General features: G+C 42.7%; 17 protein-coding genes. 3 read left to right on the forward strand and 14 right to left on the reverse strand.

Annotated features, from left to right (window positions below; all coding sequences use genetic code 11):
* Window positions 1-87: 87 nt before the first annotated feature.
* The 8 genes from eno to Q6344_11095 all read right to left on the reverse strand — a co-directional run bounded on the left by eno (window position 88) and on the right by Q6344_11095 (window position 11,995).
* Window positions 88-1,404 (reverse strand): phosphopyruvate hydratase, encoded by a 1,317-nt coding sequence (gene eno, locus Q6344_11060; GenBank protein ID WLG13132.1) that lies wholly within the window; start codon window positions 1,402-1,404, stop codon window positions 88-90.
* Between the two features lie 319 nt (window positions 1,405-1,723).
* On the reverse strand, window positions 1,724-4,084 hold the full coding sequence (locus Q6344_11065) for a cation-translocating P-type ATPase (GenBank protein WLG13133.1): 2,361 nt from the start codon (window positions 4,082-4,084) through the stop codon (window positions 1,724-1,726).
* A 211-nt stretch (window positions 4,085-4,295) separates the two neighbouring features.
* Window positions 4,296-4,520, reverse strand: coding sequence for a cation transporter (locus tag Q6344_11070; GenBank protein WLG13134.1), 225 nt, complete (start codon window positions 4,518-4,520; stop codon window positions 4,296-4,298).
* A gap of 263 nt (window positions 4,521-4,783) precedes the next feature.
* On the reverse strand, window positions 4,784-5,038 hold the full coding sequence (locus Q6344_11075) for a cation transporter (protein ID WLG13135.1): 255 nt from the start codon (window positions 5,036-5,038) through the stop codon (window positions 4,784-4,786).
* A gap of 30 nt (window positions 5,039-5,068) precedes the next feature.
* Complete coding sequence (gene kdsA / locus Q6344_11080; GenBank protein ID WLG13136.1) at window positions 5,069-5,944, reverse strand: 3-deoxy-8-phosphooctulonate synthase; 876 nt, start codon at window positions 5,942-5,944, stop codon at window positions 5,069-5,071.
* 230 nt (window positions 5,945-6,174) lie between these two features.
* Entirely contained in the window at window positions 6,175-7,809 is a 1,635-nt protein-coding gene (locus Q6344_11085) for a CTP synthase (GenBank protein ID WLG13137.1), read from the reverse strand.
* A 195-nt stretch (window positions 7,810-8,004) separates the two neighbouring features.
* Window positions 8,005-9,063: a porin gene (locus Q6344_11090; GenBank protein WLG13138.1), complete on the reverse strand. Its 1,059-nt coding sequence runs from the start codon at window positions 9,061-9,063 to the stop codon at window positions 8,005-8,007.
* Window positions 9,064-9,796: 733 nt separating this feature from the next.
* Window positions 9,797-11,995, reverse strand: a complete 2,199-nt coding sequence (locus tag Q6344_11095) for a malate synthase G (protein ID WLG13139.1) — start codon at window positions 11,993-11,995, stop codon at window positions 9,797-9,799.
* 625 nt (window positions 11,996-12,620) lie between these two features.
* Between Q6344_11095 and Q6344_11100 the strand changes: the two genes are divergently transcribed.
* Window positions 12,621-13,373, forward strand: coding sequence for a tRNA-(ms[2]io[6]A)-hydroxylase (locus tag Q6344_11100; protein ID WLG13140.1), 753 nt, complete (start codon window positions 12,621-12,623; stop codon window positions 13,371-13,373).
* A gap of 155 nt (window positions 13,374-13,528) precedes the next feature.
* On the opposite strand, the gene Q6344_11105 is transcribed toward Q6344_11100, so the two are convergent.
* From Q6344_11105 to mtgA, 6 genes are all read right to left on the reverse strand, one after another.
* Window positions 13,529-13,732, reverse strand: a complete 204-nt coding sequence (locus Q6344_11105) for a hypothetical protein (GenBank protein WLG13141.1) — start codon at window positions 13,730-13,732, stop codon at window positions 13,529-13,531.
* An 80-nt stretch (window positions 13,733-13,812) separates the two neighbouring features.
* The gene (locus Q6344_11110) at window positions 13,813-14,205 is read right to left on the reverse strand and encodes a hypothetical protein (protein ID WLG13142.1); all 393 of its coding nucleotides are present in this window, start codon (window positions 14,203-14,205) and stop codon (window positions 13,813-13,815) included.
* Between the two features lie 124 nt (window positions 14,206-14,329).
* Complete coding sequence (locus Q6344_11115) at window positions 14,330-14,581, reverse strand: hypothetical protein (GenBank protein ID WLG13143.1); 252 nt, start codon at window positions 14,579-14,581, stop codon at window positions 14,330-14,332.
* Window positions 14,582-14,656: 75 nt separating this feature from the next.
* Window positions 14,657-14,827 carry a hypothetical protein gene (locus tag Q6344_11120; GenBank protein ID WLG13144.1) on the reverse strand — a complete coding sequence of 57 codons (171 nt, stop codon included), beginning with the start codon at window positions 14,825-14,827 and terminating at the stop codon, window positions 14,657-14,659.
* Window positions 14,828-15,203: 376 nt separating this feature from the next.
* Window positions 15,204-17,411, reverse strand: a complete 2,208-nt coding sequence (gene ppk1, locus Q6344_11125) for a polyphosphate kinase 1 (GenBank protein WLG15204.1) — start codon at window positions 17,409-17,411, stop codon at window positions 15,204-15,206.
* A gap of 224 nt (window positions 17,412-17,635) precedes the next feature.
* Window positions 17,636-18,322 carry a monofunctional biosynthetic peptidoglycan transglycosylase gene (gene mtgA, locus Q6344_11130; protein WLG13145.1) on the reverse strand — a complete coding sequence of 229 codons (687 nt, stop codon included), beginning with the start codon at window positions 18,320-18,322 and terminating at the stop codon, window positions 17,636-17,638.
* Between the two features lie 227 nt (window positions 18,323-18,549).
* On the opposite strand from mtgA, the gene Q6344_11135 reads away from it, so the two are divergent.
* Window positions 18,550-18,867: a glutaredoxin family protein gene (locus Q6344_11135; GenBank protein WLG13146.1), complete on the forward strand. Its 318-nt coding sequence runs from the start codon at window positions 18,550-18,552 to the stop codon at window positions 18,865-18,867.
* Window positions 18,868-18,903: 36 nt separating this feature from the next.
* Entirely contained in the window at window positions 18,904-20,091 is a 1,188-nt protein-coding gene (locus Q6344_11140) for an alpha-hydroxy acid oxidase (GenBank protein ID WLG13147.1), read from the forward strand.
* The last annotated feature ends 103 nt before the right edge of the window (window positions 20,092-20,194 follow it).

The raw sequence follows: 20,194 nt of genomic DNA on the forward strand, positions 1-20,194 counted from the left end.
AAATAAAAAACCAGCTAAGCTTGCTAAGCGATATATCACCATATTAATGATGACATATCGCCTAGCTGTAGCAAGAAATCTGGCTTGTTAACCACGTAGACCGATGAACTCTTCACGACCACGATAGCTTGCACGTACTTGTTGCTCGATACGTAACAGCTGATTGTATTTCGCCACACGGTCTGAACGACATAGTGAGCCAGTTTTAATCTGACCAGCAGCAGTACCAACTGCTAAATCTGCAATGGTGCTGTCTTCAGTTTCACCTGAACGATGTGAGATAATAGTTGCATAGCCATTTTTCTTCGCTAGATAGATCGCATCTAGCGTTTCTGATAAAGTACCGATTTGGTTAAATTTAATCAAAATTGCATTGGCAATATGCTTATCAATACCCTCTTGCAAGATAGCAGGATTGGTCACAAATAAATCATCACCAACCAACTGAACTTTATCACCAATCTGCTCAGTCAAATATTTCCAACCATCCCAATCAGACTCGTCAAGCCCGTCTTCGATAGAGATAATAGGATATTGACGCGCCAAGCCGACTAGATAGTCTGAGAATCCTTGGCTATCAAAGGCTTTGTTGCCCTCGCCTGCCAAGATATATTGACCATTTTTATAAAACTCACTAGCCGCACAATCTAGCGCCAAATGAATGTCTTCGCCCGCTTTATAGCCGACTTGCTCAATCGCTTGCATAATAACGGTGATGGCTTCTTCATTGCTACGCAGGTTTGGCGCAAAACCACCTTCATCACCAACCGCAGTATTTAAACCTTGTGATTTCAACACAGATTTCAAGCTGTGGAAAATTTCTGTACCAGCACGCAATGCTTCTGAGAAGCTGGTGAAACCAACAGGCTCAATCATGAACTCTTGGATATCAACGGTGTTATCCGCATGCTCACCACCGTTCAAGATGTTCATCATCGGTACAGGCATCGTCAGCGACGTCTGATTGCGCAAGTTTGCAATGTATTGATGTAGTGGCAGATTTTGTGACTTGGCAGCGGCTTTAGCCGTAGCAAGTGATACCGCTAGCATGGCGTTGGCACCAAGACTGTCTTTGTTTTCTGTGCCATCGAGCGCAATCATAGCGTCGTCAATGGCTTGCTGCTCAGTGACGTCTTTATCCATCAAAGCACTGCGAATCTGGCTATTGACGTTAGCAACGGCTTTTTTGACGCCTTTACCTCCATAGCGGCTTTGGTCGCCATCGCGTAGCTCTAATGCCTCACGTGAGCCAGTTGAGGCGCCACTTGGCGCAGCAGCACGGCCGATAGTGCCATCAGCTAAGATTACATCAGCTTCGATGGTTGGGTTACCACGCGAGTCTAAAATCTCACGGGCGCGAATGTCTTTAATTGCGGTGACGTTGGTGGTTTCTTCAGCGTACATAATGTCTGTTAATTCCTTTGGTCATGCCAAGTTTGTGGGATAAATAACGGCAACTAGAATACAAAAAAGATAAAGCAAAATATCGTATAGTGCTTGCCCAAACCAGCTTTTCTTATCTATATAAGCAGCAAGTTTTGAGCAGGATTAAAGGGATTTTTAATACTTTAATCGTCAGCTATAGTGCTTGGCATCATAGCATAAATTTTGCCAAACTTCCCTTATCTTGCACCGACTGGCGCTGATAAAATCACACTTAGATAAACAAATTACCAATTATGGATTTGTCTCAGCACCTATAATATTAAGAGCCATATGACTCTTATGCTTTTGTTAGACGTTCTGTTTTAGCGTGGGAGCCAGATACTGTGTTATCCAGCTCAACCTTTGTTTTAAATTGGGTCAAACGTAAGGCATTCATTAATACAGAAATAGAGCTAAGCGCCATCGCAGCGGCGGCAATCATAGGGTTTAAGAAACCAAAAGCAGCCAGCGGAATACCCAGACAGTTATAAATAAAAGCAAAAAACAGATTTTGCTTGATGTTGCGCACTGTTGCATTAGCGATTTTTTGCGCGGCATCAATATGCATCAGTGACTCACCCATCAAGCGTGCAGACGCACTATGCTGGGCGACATCTGTGCCTTCAAACATGGCAAAGCTTGCATCGGCAGTTGCCATCGCTGGCGCATCGTTGACACCATCACCTGCCATTGCAACTTTATGACCAGCCGTTTGCAACAAGGCAATTTGACTGGCCTTATCGCGTGGGCTCATTTTACCATAAGCCTGTTCAATACCCAGCTGCCCTGCCACATGATCGACGACGGACTGCTTATCACCACTCATCAAAATGACATTAATACCTGCATCTTGTAGCGCAGTAATAGCCTTCGGAGTATCTACTTTTAAGTCGTCAGCTAGAGCAAAAGCACCCAAAGCTTCCTCATTAATACTAACGGCAACGGTACTGGCAATTTGCCATACCTTTGGCATCAGCTTAGGCAGTGTTAAATTAGCAAACTCTGCGGTACCGACTTTCACTATACCCAAACCTTCAATATTTGCTTGTATACCAGCGCCTTTAATGACACTGATATCAGTCACATTCATCAACGGCAAGTTTCGCTCAGTAGCCGCGTTAACCAATGCTGTTGCTAGCGGATGACTGGCATGTGCTTCAACGCTTGCGGCTATTTGTAACACATCATCGACTGCGATCGATTTATCCACCATCACATGGTCCACGATAGTCGGCTTACCAATGGTCAAAGTACCTGTTTTATCGAGCACTACCGTATCAATATTGCCTGCCGCTTCAAGGCTTTGTGCGTCTTTGAACCAGACACCATGACGCGCGGCAACACCCATACCAGCCATGATAGCGGCTGGCGTTGCCAAACCTAAAGCACAAGGACATGCAATGACCAACACCGAGACGGCATGCATCAAGGCAGTATCAATCATCCCAGTCAGCCACCACGTCACTCCAAAGGTGATAAGCGCAATGGCAACGACGACTGGGACGAATACCGCCGTCACTCTATCGGCGAGACGGGCTAAATTGGCTTTTGAGCCTTGGGCATCGCTGAGGGCTTGTACCATATCACCAAGCTTTGTATCACTACCTTTAGCACTGACGCGGTATAATAAGCTGCCATTTTCAACCAACGCCCCTGCTAATAATTTATCTCCCACTTCTTTTTTAAGCGGTACCGACTCACCCGTTAAATGACTCTCCACACACCAGCCAGCACCATCGATAACTACCCCATCGGTTGCAACTCGGCTGCCTTGCTTGGCACGCAAAATATCACCAACTTGCACGTCTTTAAGAGCAACATTATGAAAATCACCATTAGGCTGCTGCTGTTCGACTTCATCGGGCGTTAAGGATAATAATAAATCGATACTATTGAGGCTGTGTTTTTTGGTGCGCTCTTCTAGATACTTACCCGTACGCACAAAAGCAATGACCATGACGCCTGCTTCAAAATACACCGAAGGACTGCCATCCGCACCGTGACCACCAGCATGACCACTTTGCAGCAAACTGTTTAAAGTGCCATCGCCATGGGTCAGCCACAGATACGTTGAATACGCCCAAATAGTCACGGTACCGATGACGACTAGCACATCCATATTGGCAAGACCACCTTTAATCGACGCCCAAGCGCTTTTGTAAAATGGTAAAGCAAATCCAAACTGTACAATGGTCGCCAATATAAATTGAGTCCAAATCGGCGGCATCCACGCCATACCCTGACCAACGAGCATGCCTGCCATACCAACTAAAAATGGCACCAAACAAACCCATAACCCAATCAAGCGCCATGGGTACTGAGTCGCGGTATCTTCGTCTGTTTTTGCAAACAAACTATCGGCCGCCTGCAAATTGGCAACGAAGCCTGTTTTATTTACCCATTCTGTCACTTGTTCAGGCGTGGTCTGCGTTGGGTCATAATCAACATTCGCAGTCTCGCCAGCGAAGTTTACACTCACCTCGTATACCGACGGCTTTTTATTGAGCACCTTCTCAATTCGCGAGGCGCAGGCTTGACACGTCATCCCCTCAATTGCTAGCTGCAAGTGTGCACGCTGCGGCGCGAGCGGCGTATTGGATTGAATGTCAATTTTTACATCGTAGGCGTCATGATTGTCGGTTTGGGTAGTATCATTCATAAATAAAACTCGGTATGGCGTTTATGCGTTATAAAGTCGTCTGAGCTAGGACAGCAACTCAGTGGATGGAATATCTAAGTCAAACAAATAGCACACTTTTAAATTTAATATTAGTATGGTCGAACTGAATAATGAGTACGCTACTATCAATAATTTTTAACCATTAAAAAACCAGCCTTGATAGCCGGTTTTTTAATACAAACGGAGTAGGTTAAGCATTGGCAACAGTGGCATCAAAGCCAGCATCGTCGATAGCAGCAGCAATTGTCTCTACACTGGTTTTGCTATCATCAAAAGTAACCGTCGCTTGATTATCTGCCAGCTCAATACTGATATCGTCTAAGCCATCGATATCGGCAGTGGCGTTATGCACACTGGCCACACAGCCACCGCAAGTCATGCCATCAATTTTAATAATACGTGTTTGGTTTGCCATGAGAGGCTCCTTATTTTTGTAACTGAGTTTGTATAGGTAAATACTTTTATTAAAGAACTGCTTTTATAATTGTCTTTTTAAGACGGCTATCTTTTAAGACGTTATAAAAATAGCACTTAACCAGCTTAAGCCCTATCACGGTTAACAACAAGGCTCTTTGATTATCACTTTATTAATAGAAACGTAAATAATGGAACTGTAAATAATGGAACCGTGAATTTATGCCTAAGTGACAGACAATAGCGCTTATTTTAGAATAACGTCTAATCATCATGACGTGGGTTTTGCGGTGCATCAAGAGGAAATGGCTGGGTCACATAATCGACCGTCCTAATTGCCGCCGTAAACGCATGGATACTGGTGTCTGTATCTTCATAACGTATGGTGGCAACATGATTCTCAGGATCAAGCTCGATGGCCGTCACCCCTGTGATATTTTTCAGCGCTGTCATCACACTCTTTAATCCTTCATCATCATCGATATTTTCGATACTGACTGTTGCTGTTTGCATCGCCATAATCTCAGCCTTTTATTGTCTGTGAATACATTAATGGGTATCTAACACCTCAAAGCCTTTGACCAAGTCATCAATTTGCTTCAACTGACGCAAAAACGGCTCTAACTGGCTCATACGTAGCGCACACGGACCATCGCATTTTGCAGTCTCTGGGCTTGGATGCGCTTCTAGAAACAACCCTGCCAGTCCTGTCGCCATCCCTGCTCGTGCCAATGTTGTGATTTGTTCACGGCGTCCACCCGCACTATCGCTACGGCCGCCTGGCTGCTGTAAACTGTGTGTCACATCAAAAAATACGGGGATATCCATCTGCTTCATGGTATCAAAACCAAGCATATCAACGACCAAATTATTGTAACCAAAGGCACTGCCGCGCTCACAAAGGATCAACTTATCGTTACCACCTTCAAGGCATTTGTTAACGATATGACGCATCTCATGCGGCGCTAAAAACTGTGCTTTTTTGATGTTGATAATCGCATCCGTTTTCGCCATCGCGTGTACCAAATCTGTCTGACGTGATAAGAATGCAGGTAGTTGAATGATATCTGCGACTTCAGCGACGGGTGCCGCTTGATACGGCTCATGTACATCCGTGATAATAGGAACTTGGAACTTTTCTTTGATTTGCCCCAGCCAATCAATACCCTGCTCTAATCCAGGACCTCGATATGAGTGCAGGCTTGAACGGTTGGCTTTATCAAAACTGGCTTTGAAGACATAGCCAATGCCCAAACGCTGACATATTTCGACATATTGCTCTGCAATCTCGAACGCCAATTCCTTTGATTCCAAAACATTCATACCACCAAATAACACAAATGGTTGGTCGTTACCGATATTAAGAGTATTGCCATTTGGCGTAGTAAGTTTGATATGTGATTGCGCTGTTGATAAATGTTCCATGAAGTCGTTGCCCTCTTTATTGTTATTAATATTTCTCTCCCATATTGTAACCGATAGACTCAGTAAAAAAAGGGGTTAAGCGTAATTGCTGACCAACCATTAGAAAAATTGTCATGTTTATTGCTTAAAAACAATCTCATTCATAGCCACAGTCATAAAATTAAACGCAAAAAAAAGACCAATCCGAAGATCAGTCTTGTTTATACGTGTAAGCTTTTATACGTTAACGATTATTTGTTTTCGTTATAGTTCTTAGCCGCTTTTACAAAGCTGTTGAACAGTGGATGACCACCGCGTGGCGAGCTGGTAAATTCAGGATGGAATTGTACGGCGACAAACCAAGGATGATCAGCAATCTCGACCGATTCTACTAGATGCTGCTTGGCAGAATAACCAGATATGGTCATACCTGCTTGCTCTAATGGCTCGATATAGCGATTGTTCATCTCATAACGATGGCGATGACGCTCAGTGATATTTTTGGCGCCATAGATTTGGCTAAGCTTGCTACCAGCAACCAATTCGGCTTGCTGCGCGCCTAGACGCATGGTGCCGCCAAGATCCGAGTCATCACTACGAATCTGTAATTCGCCGCGCTCATCTAACCACTCAGTGATGAGACCAATGATAGGCTCTGCCGTTTTGCGATCAAACTCAGAAGAATTGGCATTGATTTTGAGTACATTACGCGCGTATTCAATCACTGCTAACTGCATACCAAGGCAAATACCTAAATATGGCACGTTATTTTCACGAGCATAAGTGATGGCTTTTATCTTACCATTGGTACCACGCTCACCAAAACCACCCGGTACTAGGATGGCATCGGCATTGTGTAGCTGCACCAATAAACTGTCATCATCTTCTAGACGCTCAGCATCGACATAGTCAATTTTGACATCGGCTTTATGAGTGATACCAGCATGCAGCAGTGCTTCGTTGATCGACTTATAAGCATCAGGTAACTCGACGTATTTACCAACCATCGCTACCGTAAGGCTCATTTCAGGATTAAGCTGCGCTTCAACCACTTTGTCCCAATCACTCAAATCTGCTTCTGGTACATCTAAACCAAAACGCTCACAGATCAAATCATCAAGATCCTGCTCATGAAGCGTGCGTGGAATCTGATAAATACTTTGCGCATCTTCACACATAATAACCGCACGCTCTTCCACATTGGTGAACAGCGCTATTTTGCGACGGTTGTCTTGCGAGATGTGGTGATCAGAGCGGCAAATCAATATGTCAGGCTGCAAACCGATAGAACGTAGCTCTTTTACTGAATGCTGCGTTGGTTTGGTTTTAGTTTCGCCTGCACTAGCAATGTAAGGAACTAGCGTCAAATGCATCAGCATGGCTCTATTACGACCAAGCTCTACTTGCATTTGGCGGACGGCTTCCATAAATGGTAACGATTCGATGTCACCAACGGTACCGCCAATCTCAATAATAGCGATATCATAACCTTCACCACTGGCTAAGATTTTACTCTTAATTTCATCAGTGATATGTGGAATAACTTGTACTGTACCACCAAGATATTCACCACGGCGCTCTTTATTTAGAACGTTTTGATAGATACGACCACTAGTAAAGTTATTACTCTTACTCATTTTTGAATGGCGTAAGAAGCGCTCATAGTAACCCAAATCTAAATCAGTCTCTGCACCATCTTCGGTGACGAATACTTCGCCATGCTGGAATGGGCTCATCGTACCTGGATCGACGTTGATGTACGGATCCATCTTGGTCATCGTGACGGTCACGCCACGGGCTTCTAAGACCGCTGCAAGAGAGGCTGCGGTGATACCTTTTCCTAGTGAGGACACTACCCCACCGGTCACAAATATAAACTTGGTCATAGTACTCTGTCGGTAATTGGTAAAGAAGGATTTTACTAAAAATACGTCAAAAAATATAGGGCAAAAGCATAAACTCTTTGAAACATTCAATTTTTAGTACTTAGCTATTATAACGCACTACCCACTCAAAAAGGATATAACAAAAAAAACTCACCCCGAAGGATGAGTTTTTATAATCAGATTCTAATGCTTAGATTAGAATTTGTATTCTAGACCACTACCAACTACGAATACTTCAGCATCGCCTCTAGTCACTATCATGCCATCATCTACATTAAGACTTTTAAGATCATCAGCATTGTTCATACCAGCGTAGGCATGCATGATGATGTTGTCTTTAAAGAAGTATTTGCCACCAACAACGATTTGATCTGAATTAGCGTCATTCCAACCATTAAGGTTGTCAGTTTTGTTGTATTGTGCGTATACAGATGCTGGACGAGCAAAGTTAGTTAGACCCATTGCAGCGCTAACCACTAAACCTTTTTCTTTCTTAGTATCACGAGCATAGTCATAGTCAGCTACTTGATATAGTGCACCAAGTGTTACAGGGGCTGCGATGAATTTGCCTAAGTCTACAGTTGCAGTACCACGGATGATATCACCATTGATGTTTTGGTCTTTGTCATAAGCCACACCAGCAGTGAAGCCAGTACCTTGGTCAAACATCATTGCAACGCCAAAACCAGCATCATTGTTGAAATTATCATCATCAGAGCTATACATAGCAGACAATTCTAATGGTAGGTTGTTGTATTTTGGTGCAGTCCAAATAACTGAGCTATTGATACGACCACTATCAGCCATATTCAACGCTTCAACAACGTCATCTTCCATTTCATTCGTACCCATGTTATCCCAATAGCCTTCGTTAACAACAACGTTGTTAATTCTGTCTAGGCTAGATTGGTTTTTACCAACACGGAACTCACCGAACTGCTTGTTGTTAATACCAAGATAAGTATCACGGTTAGAGAAAGTAGCATTATCACCATCGATGCTTGTGCCATACTCTAACTGATAGATAACATCAGTATTGGCTGTCATGGCTTCAGAGCCTTTAAAGCCTAAACGTGAAGAATGAGAGTTGATTTCTACTGTGTTTTCATCGAAATCTTCACCAGCCGCAGTTGCATTGAAATCTGCATTGACATAGTCAAGAGCTAAGAATGCTTTACCATAGACAGTCGGCGCTGCATTGGCTGCAGATACAGATAGGGCAGCAACTGCTGTAGCTAAAAGTAGTTTTTTCATGGGGTATCTCCACTTTACAATTTTAGTAATAAGCTAGCTATTATTAGCTGGTGCTCATAATGGTATCGTCACAAATCCTCAAAGATATAATGTGTAACTGGCTACCGAGATTAGTCAGAAACAAGTGTGGCGAAGTTCTATTACAGTAAGATGAAAAAAACAATGACTTACATAACTGGGATTAAAAAGTAACTGCCATGTAATCTTAGGTCTTTATCGCTCCGTTGCGTAACATCCGTTACCAAACTCATACTTCGAATACAAGCATAACAACTTTGACATAATTTGCAACATTTTTTTTAAATTTTTAAACCCAGTATTTGTTGAATGCCATATCTACTATAGAATGTAGGTCATTGTAAAAAAATCCCTATCCGCTCAAATAGATAAAGATATTATTGATTAATATAATTACCAAGAACTTGAAACTATCGTAATGAATACCCTTTCATTAACAAAAATAAAGCCCTACTTGTTGATTAACAAGTAGGGCTAATAAAAAATAATAAATGTGATTTATGACATACTGACAGTCACAATTGAGATCGGAAAATTGCTACAAGAACAGTAAAAAAGGTATTTTCACTGCTCTTGTTTCCAGACTATAACCTTAGTCAATGGCTATCACAGACTTCTTATTAAGTATAAAAGCCAATAACAAGCCTCATTTAGTCATGACAGTATCATAATAGAATGTCAAGTATGCCATATTTTAATGTTAACCTGCACAATATCAACAGCCTGCTTTTAGATCAAGGCGTGCCTGATGTAATAATGGCTCAGTATAGCCACTTGGCTGCTCGCGACCTTTAAACACTAAGTCACAGGCCGCTTTGAATGCATAAGAGTGGTCAAAGCTATCTGCCATCGTCTGATAGTCGCTATCGCCTGCATTTTGCTCATCCACCACTTTTGCCATACGCTTCATCGTATCCATCACTTGCTGCTCGCTCACGACATCGTGATGCAACCAGTTGGCAATGTGTTGGCTTGAGATACGTAAGGTCGCACGGTCTTCCATTAGACCCACATCATTGATATCCGGTACTTTAGAACAACCAACGCCTTGGTTTACCCAACGCACAACATACCCTAAGATGCCCTGAGCATTATTGTCTAGCTCTTGCTGTTTCTCTTCATCAGTCCAGTTGGTATTTTTGGCTAATGGAATGGTCAAAATATCGTCTAAGCTGGCACGCTCACGTGATTTTAGGCTGTCTTGAACATCAGCAACACTCACTTGATGATAGTGCATGCTGTGCAAGGTTGCCCCTGTTGGTGATGGTACCCATGCGGTACTGGCTCCAGACTTAGGATGTGCAGCTTTGGTGTCCATCATCTCTTTCATCTCGTCAGGCTTCGCCCACATGCCTTTACCAATCTGAGCAACACCTTGTAAACCAGTCTCTAAACCGATATCAACGTTCCACTGCTCGTAGGCTGGCTGCCATACTTGTGACTTCATCTCACCCTTAGGTACAAATGGGCCTGCATTCATGCTGGTATGCATCTCATCACCAGTACGATCTAAGAAACCTGTGTTAATGAAAATGACGCGCTCTTTTGCTTGGCGGATGGCTTCTTTCAAGTTGACCGTCATGCGGCGCTCTTCATCCATGATACCGATTTTGATGGTATTACGCTCTAATCCTAATAAGTCTTCTACTGCATTGAATAAATCGTTGGCCATTTTGACTTCTTCAGGACCATGCATTTTTGGTTTAACGATATACATTGAACCTTTACGTGAATTCGATAGCGCATTTTTACCTTTAAGGTCATTGAGCGTTAATAGTGGTGTAATTAGACCATCCATTAAGCCTTCAAATATTTGTTCTTGACCATCACCCAAGTCGACCAATATTGCAGGGTTTTGCATGAGGTGACCGACGTTACGAATCAGCAATAACGAACGACCTGGCAGGATAAGCTTACCACCATCTGGGGTGGTGTATTCACGATCTGGATTTTGCTGACGTGTGCGGGTTTTGCCACCTTTTTCAAAGGTTTCTATCAAATCACCATTCATGAGACCAAGCCAATTGCGATACACTTCCACTTTTTCTTCTGCATCGACGGCAGCGATTGAGTCTTCACAGTCTTGAATTGCCGTAATAGCTGACTCAAGCAGCACATCTTTGATATGTGCAGGGTCGTCTTTACCGACTGGATGGTTGGCATCTATTTGAATTTCTGCATGCAAACCGTTGTTTTTTAATAAAATACCCGTTGGGCTTTCTGCATCACCGACGAAACCAACGAATTTTTCGGCATCTTTTAGCTCAGTACTACTATCACCTTGGACAATTTCAAGCTTACCATCGACCACTTTAAAGCCGGTTGCATCGTTATATGAACCTGACACCAATGCAAAGTTTTCATCCAGGAATTGTTTGGCATAAGCAACGACAGCAGCACCGCGTGTTGGGTTGTAACCACCTTTTGCTTCTTGACCATTTTCGTCACTGATAACGTCAGTACCATATAAAGCATCATACAAGCTGCCCCAACGAGCGTTGGTTGCGTTCAATGCGTAGCGCGCATTACGTACTGGTACGACCAGCTGCGGGCCTGCAATATGAGCAATCTCATCATCGACATTTTCTGTGCTAACTTTAAAATCATCGCCTTCTGGCAACAGATAACCAATCTCTTGTAAGAATGCTTTGTAAGCAGGATAATCAATGTTGCCGTCTTTGGCAGGATGTTGCAGGTGCCACTGGTCAATCTGCGCTTGAATCTTGTCACGAGTTGCGAGCAATGCTTTATTGCGCGGCGTAAACTCTTTAATGACTTTTTCAAAACCTGACCAATAACTGTCTGAATCAACACCGACTTTCGGCAGCACTTCGTTTTCAATAAAGTCATACAATTGCTGGTCGATGGCAAGAATGCCTCTTTGAATATGATTGGCGTTAGAAGACTGGCTCATGTTGTTATCCTTATCTGTTCGTGAGGGGTGTGAATACGAAGTTGCTACCGCAATGACTACACATTGTTGGTCTTAGGCATCTATTCCAAATTTAGATGAAATACTAAGCAAACCTACTGATATATCTTACAAGCTTGTGGTGATTAGCGAATTAACTATTTATGCTATGCTATTAACCTATATTTTTGCCGCTTTAGCCATTAGCATGGTCAAAGCATTTATAACGGATGATGGTGTCAACCTTGCTTAATGTGCTCAGTGTACGATTTGAGCTCGGTTGTCTTGTACCCACTGTAAACAGCTTCAACTGCATAACATTGGCAAGCATCATCACTGCGACAACACAATATGGCGACACATCAATAGTAAGACAAAATAGCGGTTAAGCAAAATATCATCCTACTATCAAATAAAGAAATAAACAAGAAAACATCATTCACTAGATAAATACTGGGGTTGTATTATAATGATAACCTATATGATACAGGCGCTAAGCGGTTTTATTAGCACTTATCGATCAATAATTGATATCGCATAGACAAACTGTCAGTAATCATTACCTCACGGATTTATGCTTAACTGTTATCTATTTGATATTAGTAAAAGATTTTTTAAACGTTCGATTATGGCAAAAACTATGAATAAAGAAGATATAAGAACCAAGAACAGTAACGACAAAGTTATGAACAACAGCAATATAGAAGAACCTCGTATAGTAAAAGACGAGATAGAAGAGGACGATGTCGATATCGCAAAGCTACGCACCCCGATCAAAGTTGACCTATCTGCTGTTTATAGTTTTTTGGGTGCTCGCACAACGCAAGCTTGGGTTGATGCGGCGATTGCGAATGTACCGCTGATCATTCAAGATCATGCCAATTGCGAAAAAAAAGCCGCTGGCACTGCCATGAATCTCATATTCCGCTATGAGTTTTCTTATGATTTGCAGCGTAAATTGGCGCAATTGATACGTGAAGAAATGCTGCATTATGAGCAGGTCTTAGGTATTATGAATGACCGTGGTCAGGCGTGGAAATATCTGAGTGCTGGACGTTATGCTAAAGGCATGTTAAAACACAAACGTACTTATGAGCCAGCAGCGATGGTTGATGTGTTGATAATTGGCGCATTTATCGAAGCACGCTCTTGTGAACGTTTTGCCGCCCTTGCTGAAGTCATCGACGACGAACGCTTGGCAAAGTATTATCGCTACTTACTTAAGTCAGAGAGTCGTCACTTTGAGGATTATTTAGCCTTGGCTCAATCACTGTCTGAGGATGATATTGATGAGCGCGTCGCATTTTTTAAAGAAGTAGAAGCAGAACTGATTTCTAGCCCAGATAATGAGCTACGCTTTCATAGCGGCACACCTGCTTAAATACATAAGATTAGGTATCACTTTAGATTAGATACCCTCTTATACAGTAAAAATTATACAGACAATAAGTGAAGTAACTAGCCAAGTTTAATGCTCTGGTCTGCTACTTCACTTATTAGCCTTTTATTTAAACTTCGTTATAGCAAAATGAATGGTTATTTATCATCTTTCATTAATGAGCTGTCGTACTCTTTACTATCCTTCGCAACATGATGAGGATCGTGATCATCGGTTGCTCTTTCTGCCGCTGCTGGATTGACTTTTTGTAGCGCATCATCAGGTACGATGCCATGGTTATCGTTCGCATCTCTTAACTGACGGTCTTCTTGATTGACAGCCTTGTCATCTGGCGTATTCATCATTACTCCTTATTATTATCATCATAATCATTCTATAAAGATAAAAAATCTGTATTCATTCGATTTTTTATAAAAAGCTATTAATCTTTTTCGTCAGGATTTAACACCCGTGTTTGGGCGTTATCGATATTTGCATAACGATTCATGTTGTTAATACCTTCGCTTTTGGATGTCTCGCTAACCATCGTATGCTCATTCACACCATCATCAAAGGCGTTACCTTCTTGGTCTCGACGATCAGGCTGACGTGCAGGGTTGTCATTATCATTGACATGCTCTGAGTGGACGACGCCTTCTTTAAAAGTATCCGTTCCTTTATTTTCAGTGATGTTCTTTTCAATGCCACTATCAGTATCACTATGCTCATTAGAAGTAGGACTACTAGAGAAGCTATTAGCAGAATCATGACTATCGATTAAGTCATCATTTTCACTGATGCGTGTCTTGGTAAGTGCTGGATCATTGGTTTGCATGGCTATATCCTTATTATTGTTATTCGTGTTTTGGCAATTGCTTAATGTGCTTAGATTTTTTATGGCGGTTTAGCAAATGGTGAGCCTGATTTAATACCCAACTCAACTTAGCCTGTAAGCCGTACTATTCATTGCCTTCTTGGCTTAAGTCATAGGCATTCAGATCTGCGACGTTCTTGCCACCAGCGGGTAAATTCTCTTCTTTACGAGGGTCAACATATATCTCGTCGGTTTCTTGCGACTCTTGTTGTGGACCATCGATATTAGGTTCGTGTTTACGACCTTCATAACTGTCTTGTGCATTGTCTGGGTGTAAGGCGGCTGGATCACGAACTGGTACCGCTTCTTCATGGTTTGGCTGAGTATTATTTGGCATTGCAGATCCCTCGCATCAATATGTCATTAATATATAAAATAAGTTAATCCAAATGTTTATATCACAGCTTATTTATCATTTATCCGTACGCAAATCATCTTCAATAAAAGAAGTTTGCTCGTCTTTACTTAATGCTTCAGGCGCATCGACCTCTTTATTGTCTTTGAGATTTCGCGCAATTTTCTGACTATCTGCTTGCTCAGCAGCTTTTTTGATATCTGATGTGTCATTATCGGTATTGCTCATAAGATGTTTCCTATTTTTATAATTCGCTGATTTAGGCAGTCCCTACTCTTTATCGTAATACGGTCAATAATAGTAATACGAGCAATTTTGCATGAATTACTAGAGTGCTAATGGTTTGTTAAACCATCAAATCCGTTTAATAATAGCGTGAGGGCTGACCTTGATTATAAGGATGAGATAACGGACTGCACCAGTGTGCTGCCGTATCAATATGTGAATAAATGTGAGGTTACAAGACAGTTTGTAACTTATGCAGAACGTTTGCCCAAATAAAAACCCAAGCGTATAGAGTCATCTACGCTTGGGTTTTATTACTTGGTTTTTATGGATCATGCAGACGCCTTTACCGCTATAAAAACGTCGTTAAAATATTAAGCTAGCTTGATGCGTCAACGCCATTAATCACTTTTAATAAAAACTCTTGAGCAGTATGCGGCGTTTCCCCTGCGGCTGGTTGCAGCTGCTGCCAAACACCATCACCGCTAAGTATCCACGCTTGGGTATTGTCTTTCAGATAGTTAAGTAAACCGTCTTGACATACTTGTTTAAACAGTTTTTTGTCTTCGATTGGAAATGCCACTTCGACGCGATGGAATAAATTACGATCCATCCAGTCTGCACTACCACAATATAAGCGCTCGTCGCCATTATTATAGAAATAATAAACACGCGTATGCTCTAAAAAACGCCCGATAACAGAGCGTACGGTAATGTTTTCTGATAGACCTTTTACTTGCGGACGCAAACAACACATAGAGCGTAAAATGAGCTCGATTTTGACGCCTGCTTGCGAGGCGTCGTATAACTTGCTAATCAATCGACGTTCGGTTAAAGCATTAACTTTAACGATAATATGAGCGCGCTTGCCGGCTTTTGCATGAGCAATTTCATCATCGATAAAGCTTATCAACTTATCATGCAAGGTAAAAGGCGCATGCAAAAGCTTTTTGAGATTGGCAGGCTTGCCCATTCCCGTCAGCTCTTGAAATATATTATGTACATCCTCTGAGATATCAGGATCTGCGCTAAATAAACCATAATCGGTATAAACTTTGGCATTGGCGGCATGATAGTTGCCCGTCCCTAAATGCACATAGCGGCGGATTCGATCATCCTCACGGCGCACAATGAGCATCAGCTTGGCGTGGGTTTTATAGCCGACAATCCCGTACACGACGACCGCACCCGCTTCTTGCAAATAATTGGCGACGGCGATATTAGAGGCTTCATCGAAACGCGCACGCAGCTCGATGACGGCAGTGACTTCTTTGCCATTACGAGCAGCAGCAGCCAATGCTTTAACGATTTCTGAATTGGTGCCTGAGCGGTACAATGTCTGCTTAATCGCTAACACTTTTGGATCGCTCGCCGCTTGCCAAAGCAGATTGATAATCGGTGAAAATGCATGAAAAGGATGATGCACTAGCACATCGCTTTTACGCATGGCGCCAAACATACTGGTTGCTTTGTCCAGCTTATCCATCTCACGGCGGAACTCTTTTGGCACCACATGAGTAAAGGGCTGATAACGCAGCGCTGGAATATTGAAATCAAACAATAAGCGCGTTAAGTTGACAGGACCATTGACGCGGTACAGCTGATTGTCATGCAGCTCAAACTCATTGAGCAAATAATCGCTGATAGGCGTTGGACAATCGGTTGTGACTTCTAGCCGCACTTTATCACCGAAGCGGCGGTTTTCTAGCTCGCCCTCCAGAGCCTTAGCAATATCTTCAACATCATCAGCCAAATCTAAATCAGCATTGCGCGTCAGTCTAAACTGATGGCAGCCTGTCACACTCATCCCAGGGAACAGCTCACCGATATGCTCATGAATAATAGCTGAGAGCATGACGTGATGTTCTTTGCCACCTGTCAGCTCATCAGGCAGGCGAATCACGCGTGGCAAACTGCGCGGTGCGGGCACAATCGCTAGATTGATATCACGACCAAAGGCATCTTTACCTTCTAAAGTAGCGATGAAGTTTAAGCTCTTATTGACCAAACGCGGAAACGGATGCGCCGGATCGATGCTAATCGGTGTCAACACTGGCGATACTTGCTCAGTGAAGTAGCGCTTCATCCATGCCGACTGCTCAGCATTTAGCTCGTCGCGTTTTAGATAACGGATATCCTCAAGCGCCAGTGCTGGTAAGATATCTTCATTGAGAATACGATATTGCTCAGCGATGGCATCATGCATTACGGTGGATATCTCATTCAGCACTTCACTGGGACGCATGCCATGAACACTGGTCGAAACATCACCAATATTGAGCTTTTGCATAATACCTGCGACACGAATCTCAAAAAATTCATCGATATTCGATGAGAAAATAATCAAGAAAAACAAGCGCTCAAGTAGCGGATGACGAGGACTTGCCGCCTGCGCTAAGACACGCAAATGAAACTGTAATAAAGACAAGTCGCGATTGATATAACTGCTGGGTGAATAGCTGCCGTCTTCTGAACGCTGCCATGCAACCTCAGTTAAATTGTCATTGCGACTCTGTGTATGGCTTTTATTATTAACTGCTATCACCGTATTATTGCTATCAGTGTCCTGCTTATTATTCACATCCATCACGTCACTACTCCTTTGCGTTATCGATACGCCATCATCTTCAATACCAATTGTCTTTTATAATCGCTTTTCCACTAAGAAATTTATCATGGGTCTTTCTTCATCCATTACTACTCGAAACCATCACTCGAAACTGCCATTCAAAACTATCGCTTAAAACCGTCACTTAAAACTATCATTCAAAAACACGGCGCTATTTGTTAAATAGTATTAGGTACAATCCATTAAGCTGATTGTGGTAACACCGCATTGCTCATGCGCTTTTTGATAATACGTTGTTTATTGCGTAAACGTCTATCACCCTGATTGTCTTCGTAGTATTTTGGATTGGTCAACATAGCGATAAGTAAGGCTGATTCATCACGGTTCAGCTTGGCCGCAGATTTATCAAAGTAATGCTGAGCTGCTGCTTCGATACCATAAATACCATTGCCAAACTCTGCCACATTGAGATAAGCGGTCAAGATACGCTGCTTGTCCCATAATGTCTCAATCATGACAGTGATAATCGCTTCCTCAATTTTACGAACATACGAGCGATGCGAGGTCAAAAATAAGTTTTTTGCTAGCTGCTGGGTAATCGTCGAGCCACCAGCGGACATCTTACCCGTCTCTTCATTTTTCTTACGTGCCGCCTCAATGCCTTTGAAATCAAAACCATTGTGCTGACTAAATGTCGAATCCTCACTCACTATCGCGGCTTGTTTGGCAGATTTTGCGATGGCATCGTATTCAGCCCAAGTTTGGGTGACAGTACCGCCCGTCAAACGATGAGTCAGCATAAACATGCTGTTATTAATCGGCTGCGTTTTCCAAATTAATAGTAGCCCAGCGACTAATACATGAAATGCGACGACCAATAGCATGATTGCCATCAATAATCGTTTGAAAAATTTGCCAAAACTTGCCATGCGCGATATCCAAGTGATTGAAAAGGTAATAAGATAAGATGAGCTGAAGAGCCAGTAATTAAAAACAGCAGGTCATCTTACCTAATCTCACAATCGCTGTCATTATTTACCCCACTTCTTTATCATGCCATAGAGTCTGCGTAAAAAAGATCAGGCAGTATTTATGCTGGCAATCGAAGTCCTAAAAACCAAAAGTTTGTGACAAGTATTAAGACAAGAGAATAAATATGTACGATGATAATAATATAAAAGCCTTACGGGAACGTATGGTTGCTGCAAACCCCGATCTTGGTCATGCTGAGAATAATGATAAATGGTGGCTACTTGGAACATCTGGCTGTCATTTGTGCGACATCGCGAAGCAAGTGCTGACTCAATTTCAAGCCGTACAGCCGATTGCCTATCAACAGGTCGATATCGCTCATTTCGATGAACCATTGATGATGGAATTTGCCACCACTATTCCGGTGATTTTGACACCATCAACACGATTAAATTATCCATTTTCAGTCATGGATTTACAGCAACTTTTCATGCAATCATAGCAAGCCTACAATAAAAAACGATGTAGTGAGAACATAATGAAAGATTTAAAAAAGATAACAGAAATTGAAGACCTGCGCCGCGTTGCCGAACGTAAAGTACCGCGTATGTTTTATGATTATGTCGATTCAGGCTCATGGACTGAGACGACTTATCGTAGCAATGAAACCGACTTTGACCGTATCAAGTTACGCCAGCGAGTATTGGTAGATATGGACAATCGCAGTTTAGCAACCCAGATGATTGGTGAAGAGGTAAAAATGCCCGTCGCCATCGCACCCACTGGCTTTACCGGTATGATGTGGGCGGACGGCGAGATTCATGCTGCGCGGGCAGCAGAAAAATTCGGCGTGCCGTTTTCGCTATCGACTATGAGTATCTGCTCTATCGAAGATATCGCCACCCATACTAGCAAGCCGTTTTGGTTTCAGCTATATGTGATGCGTGACCACGAATACGTTGCCAATCTCATTCAACGGGCGAAAGATGCCAATTGTTCGGCATTGATCCTTACCGCAGATTTACAAGTGCTGGGACAGCGCCATAAGGACATCAAAAATGGCTTGTCTGCACCGCCTAGACCTACACTTGCTAATATCGTCAACTTGATGACCAAGCCGCAGTGGTGTATGAATATGCTGGGCACCAAACGTCATAGCTTTGGCAACATCGTCGGTCATGCAAAAGGCGTCGACGACTTATCTTCTCTCACCGCTTGGACGGAAGAGCAATTTGATCCGCGCTTGAGCTGGGATGATGTGGCACGCATCAAAGATATGTGGGGCGGCAAATTAATTATTAAAGGTATCATGGAACCTGAAGATGCCATTATGGCTGCTCGTAGCGGTGCCGATGCACTGGTCGTCTCAAACCACGGTGGTCGTCAATTAGATGGCGCCCTTTCTTCCATTTCTGCCCTATCCGATATCGTACAAGCGGTGCATGCTGAAAATAGCGATATCGAGGTGTGGTTAGACAGCGGCATTCGCTCGGGTCAGGATGTACTAAAAGCGCGCGCATTGGGTGCAAAAGGCACGATGATTGGTCGCGCTTTTCTTTACGGTCTGGGCGCTTATGGCGAAGATGGCGTGCGCCGTGCGCTGGAAATCATCCATAAAGAATGCGATCTATCGATGGCGTTCTGTGGTCATACCGATATCAATAAGGTCACCACTGATATTTTGGTAAAAGGCACTTACGAAAACCTCAAAGTTACTAATCGTTAAACTTGTCGTTAAAACGGTCGTTAAAACGATCCACTATTAAGGGCATTAATTGTTGAAGAGTACTAGTCGTTTAAGAGTACTAATCATTAAATCATAATGTCAT

Source organism: Psychrobacter cibarius (genome assembly GCA_030686115.1).
GTDB classification, from domain to species: Bacteria; Pseudomonadota; Gammaproteobacteria; order Pseudomonadales; family Moraxellaceae; genus Psychrobacter; species Psychrobacter cibarius_C.

Bases quoted from the DNA above. Each gene is read 5' to 3' on its own strand.
- eno (WLG13132.1), bottom strand. From the start codon at position 1,404: ATGTACGCTGAAGAAACCACCAACGTCACCGCAATTAAAGACATTCGC.
- Q6344_11065 (WLG13133.1), bottom strand. From the start codon at position 4,084: ATGAATGATACTACCCAAACCGACAATCATGACGCCTACGATGTAAAA.
- Q6344_11070 (WLG13134.1), bottom strand. From the start codon at position 4,520: ATGGCAAACCAAACACGTATTATTAAAATTGATGGCATGACTTGCGGT.
- Q6344_11075 (WLG13135.1), bottom strand. From the start codon at position 5,038: ATGGCGATGCAAACAGCAACAGTCAGTATCGAAAATATCGATGATGAT.
- kdsA (WLG13136.1), bottom strand. From the start codon at position 5,944: ATGGAACATTTATCAACAGCGCAATCACATATCAAACTTACTACGCCA.
- Q6344_11085 (WLG13137.1), bottom strand. From the start codon at position 7,809: ATGACCAAGTTTATATTTGTGACCGGTGGGGTAGTGTCCTCACTAGGA.
- Q6344_11090 (WLG13138.1), bottom strand. From the start codon at position 9,063: ATGAAAAAACTACTTTTAGCTACAGCAGTTGCTGCCCTATCTGTATCT.
- Q6344_11095 (WLG13139.1), bottom strand. From the start codon at position 11,995: ATGAGCCAGTCTTCTAACGCCAATCATATTCAAAGAGGCATTCTTGCC.
- Q6344_11100 (WLG13140.1), top strand. From the start codon at position 12,621: ATGGCAAAAACTATGAATAAAGAAGATATAAGAACCAAGAACAGTAAC.
- Q6344_11105 (WLG13141.1), bottom strand. From the start codon at position 13,732: ATGAATACGCCAGATGACAAGGCTGTCAATCAAGAAGACCGTCAGTTA.
- Q6344_11110 (WLG13142.1), bottom strand. From the start codon at position 14,205: ATGCAAACCAATGATCCAGCACTTACCAAGACACGCATCAGTGAAAAT.
- Q6344_11115 (WLG13143.1), bottom strand. From the start codon at position 14,581: ATGCCAAATAATACTCAGCCAAACCATGAAGAAGCGGTACCAGTTCGT.
- Q6344_11120 (WLG13144.1), bottom strand. From the start codon at position 14,827: ATGAGCAATACCGATAATGACACATCAGATATCAAAAAAGCTGCTGAG.
- ppk1 (WLG15204.1), bottom strand. From the start codon at position 17,411: ATGGATGTGAATAATAAGCAGGACACTGATAGCAATAATACGGTGATA.
- mtgA (WLG13145.1), bottom strand. From the start codon at position 18,322: ATGGCAAGTTTTGGCAAATTTTTCAAACGATTATTGATGGCAATCATG.
- Q6344_11135 (WLG13146.1), top strand. From the start codon at position 18,550: ATGTACGATGATAATAATATAAAAGCCTTACGGGAACGTATGGTTGCT.
- Q6344_11140 (WLG13147.1), top strand. From the start codon at position 18,904: ATGAAAGATTTAAAAAAGATAACAGAAATTGAAGACCTGCGCCGCGTT.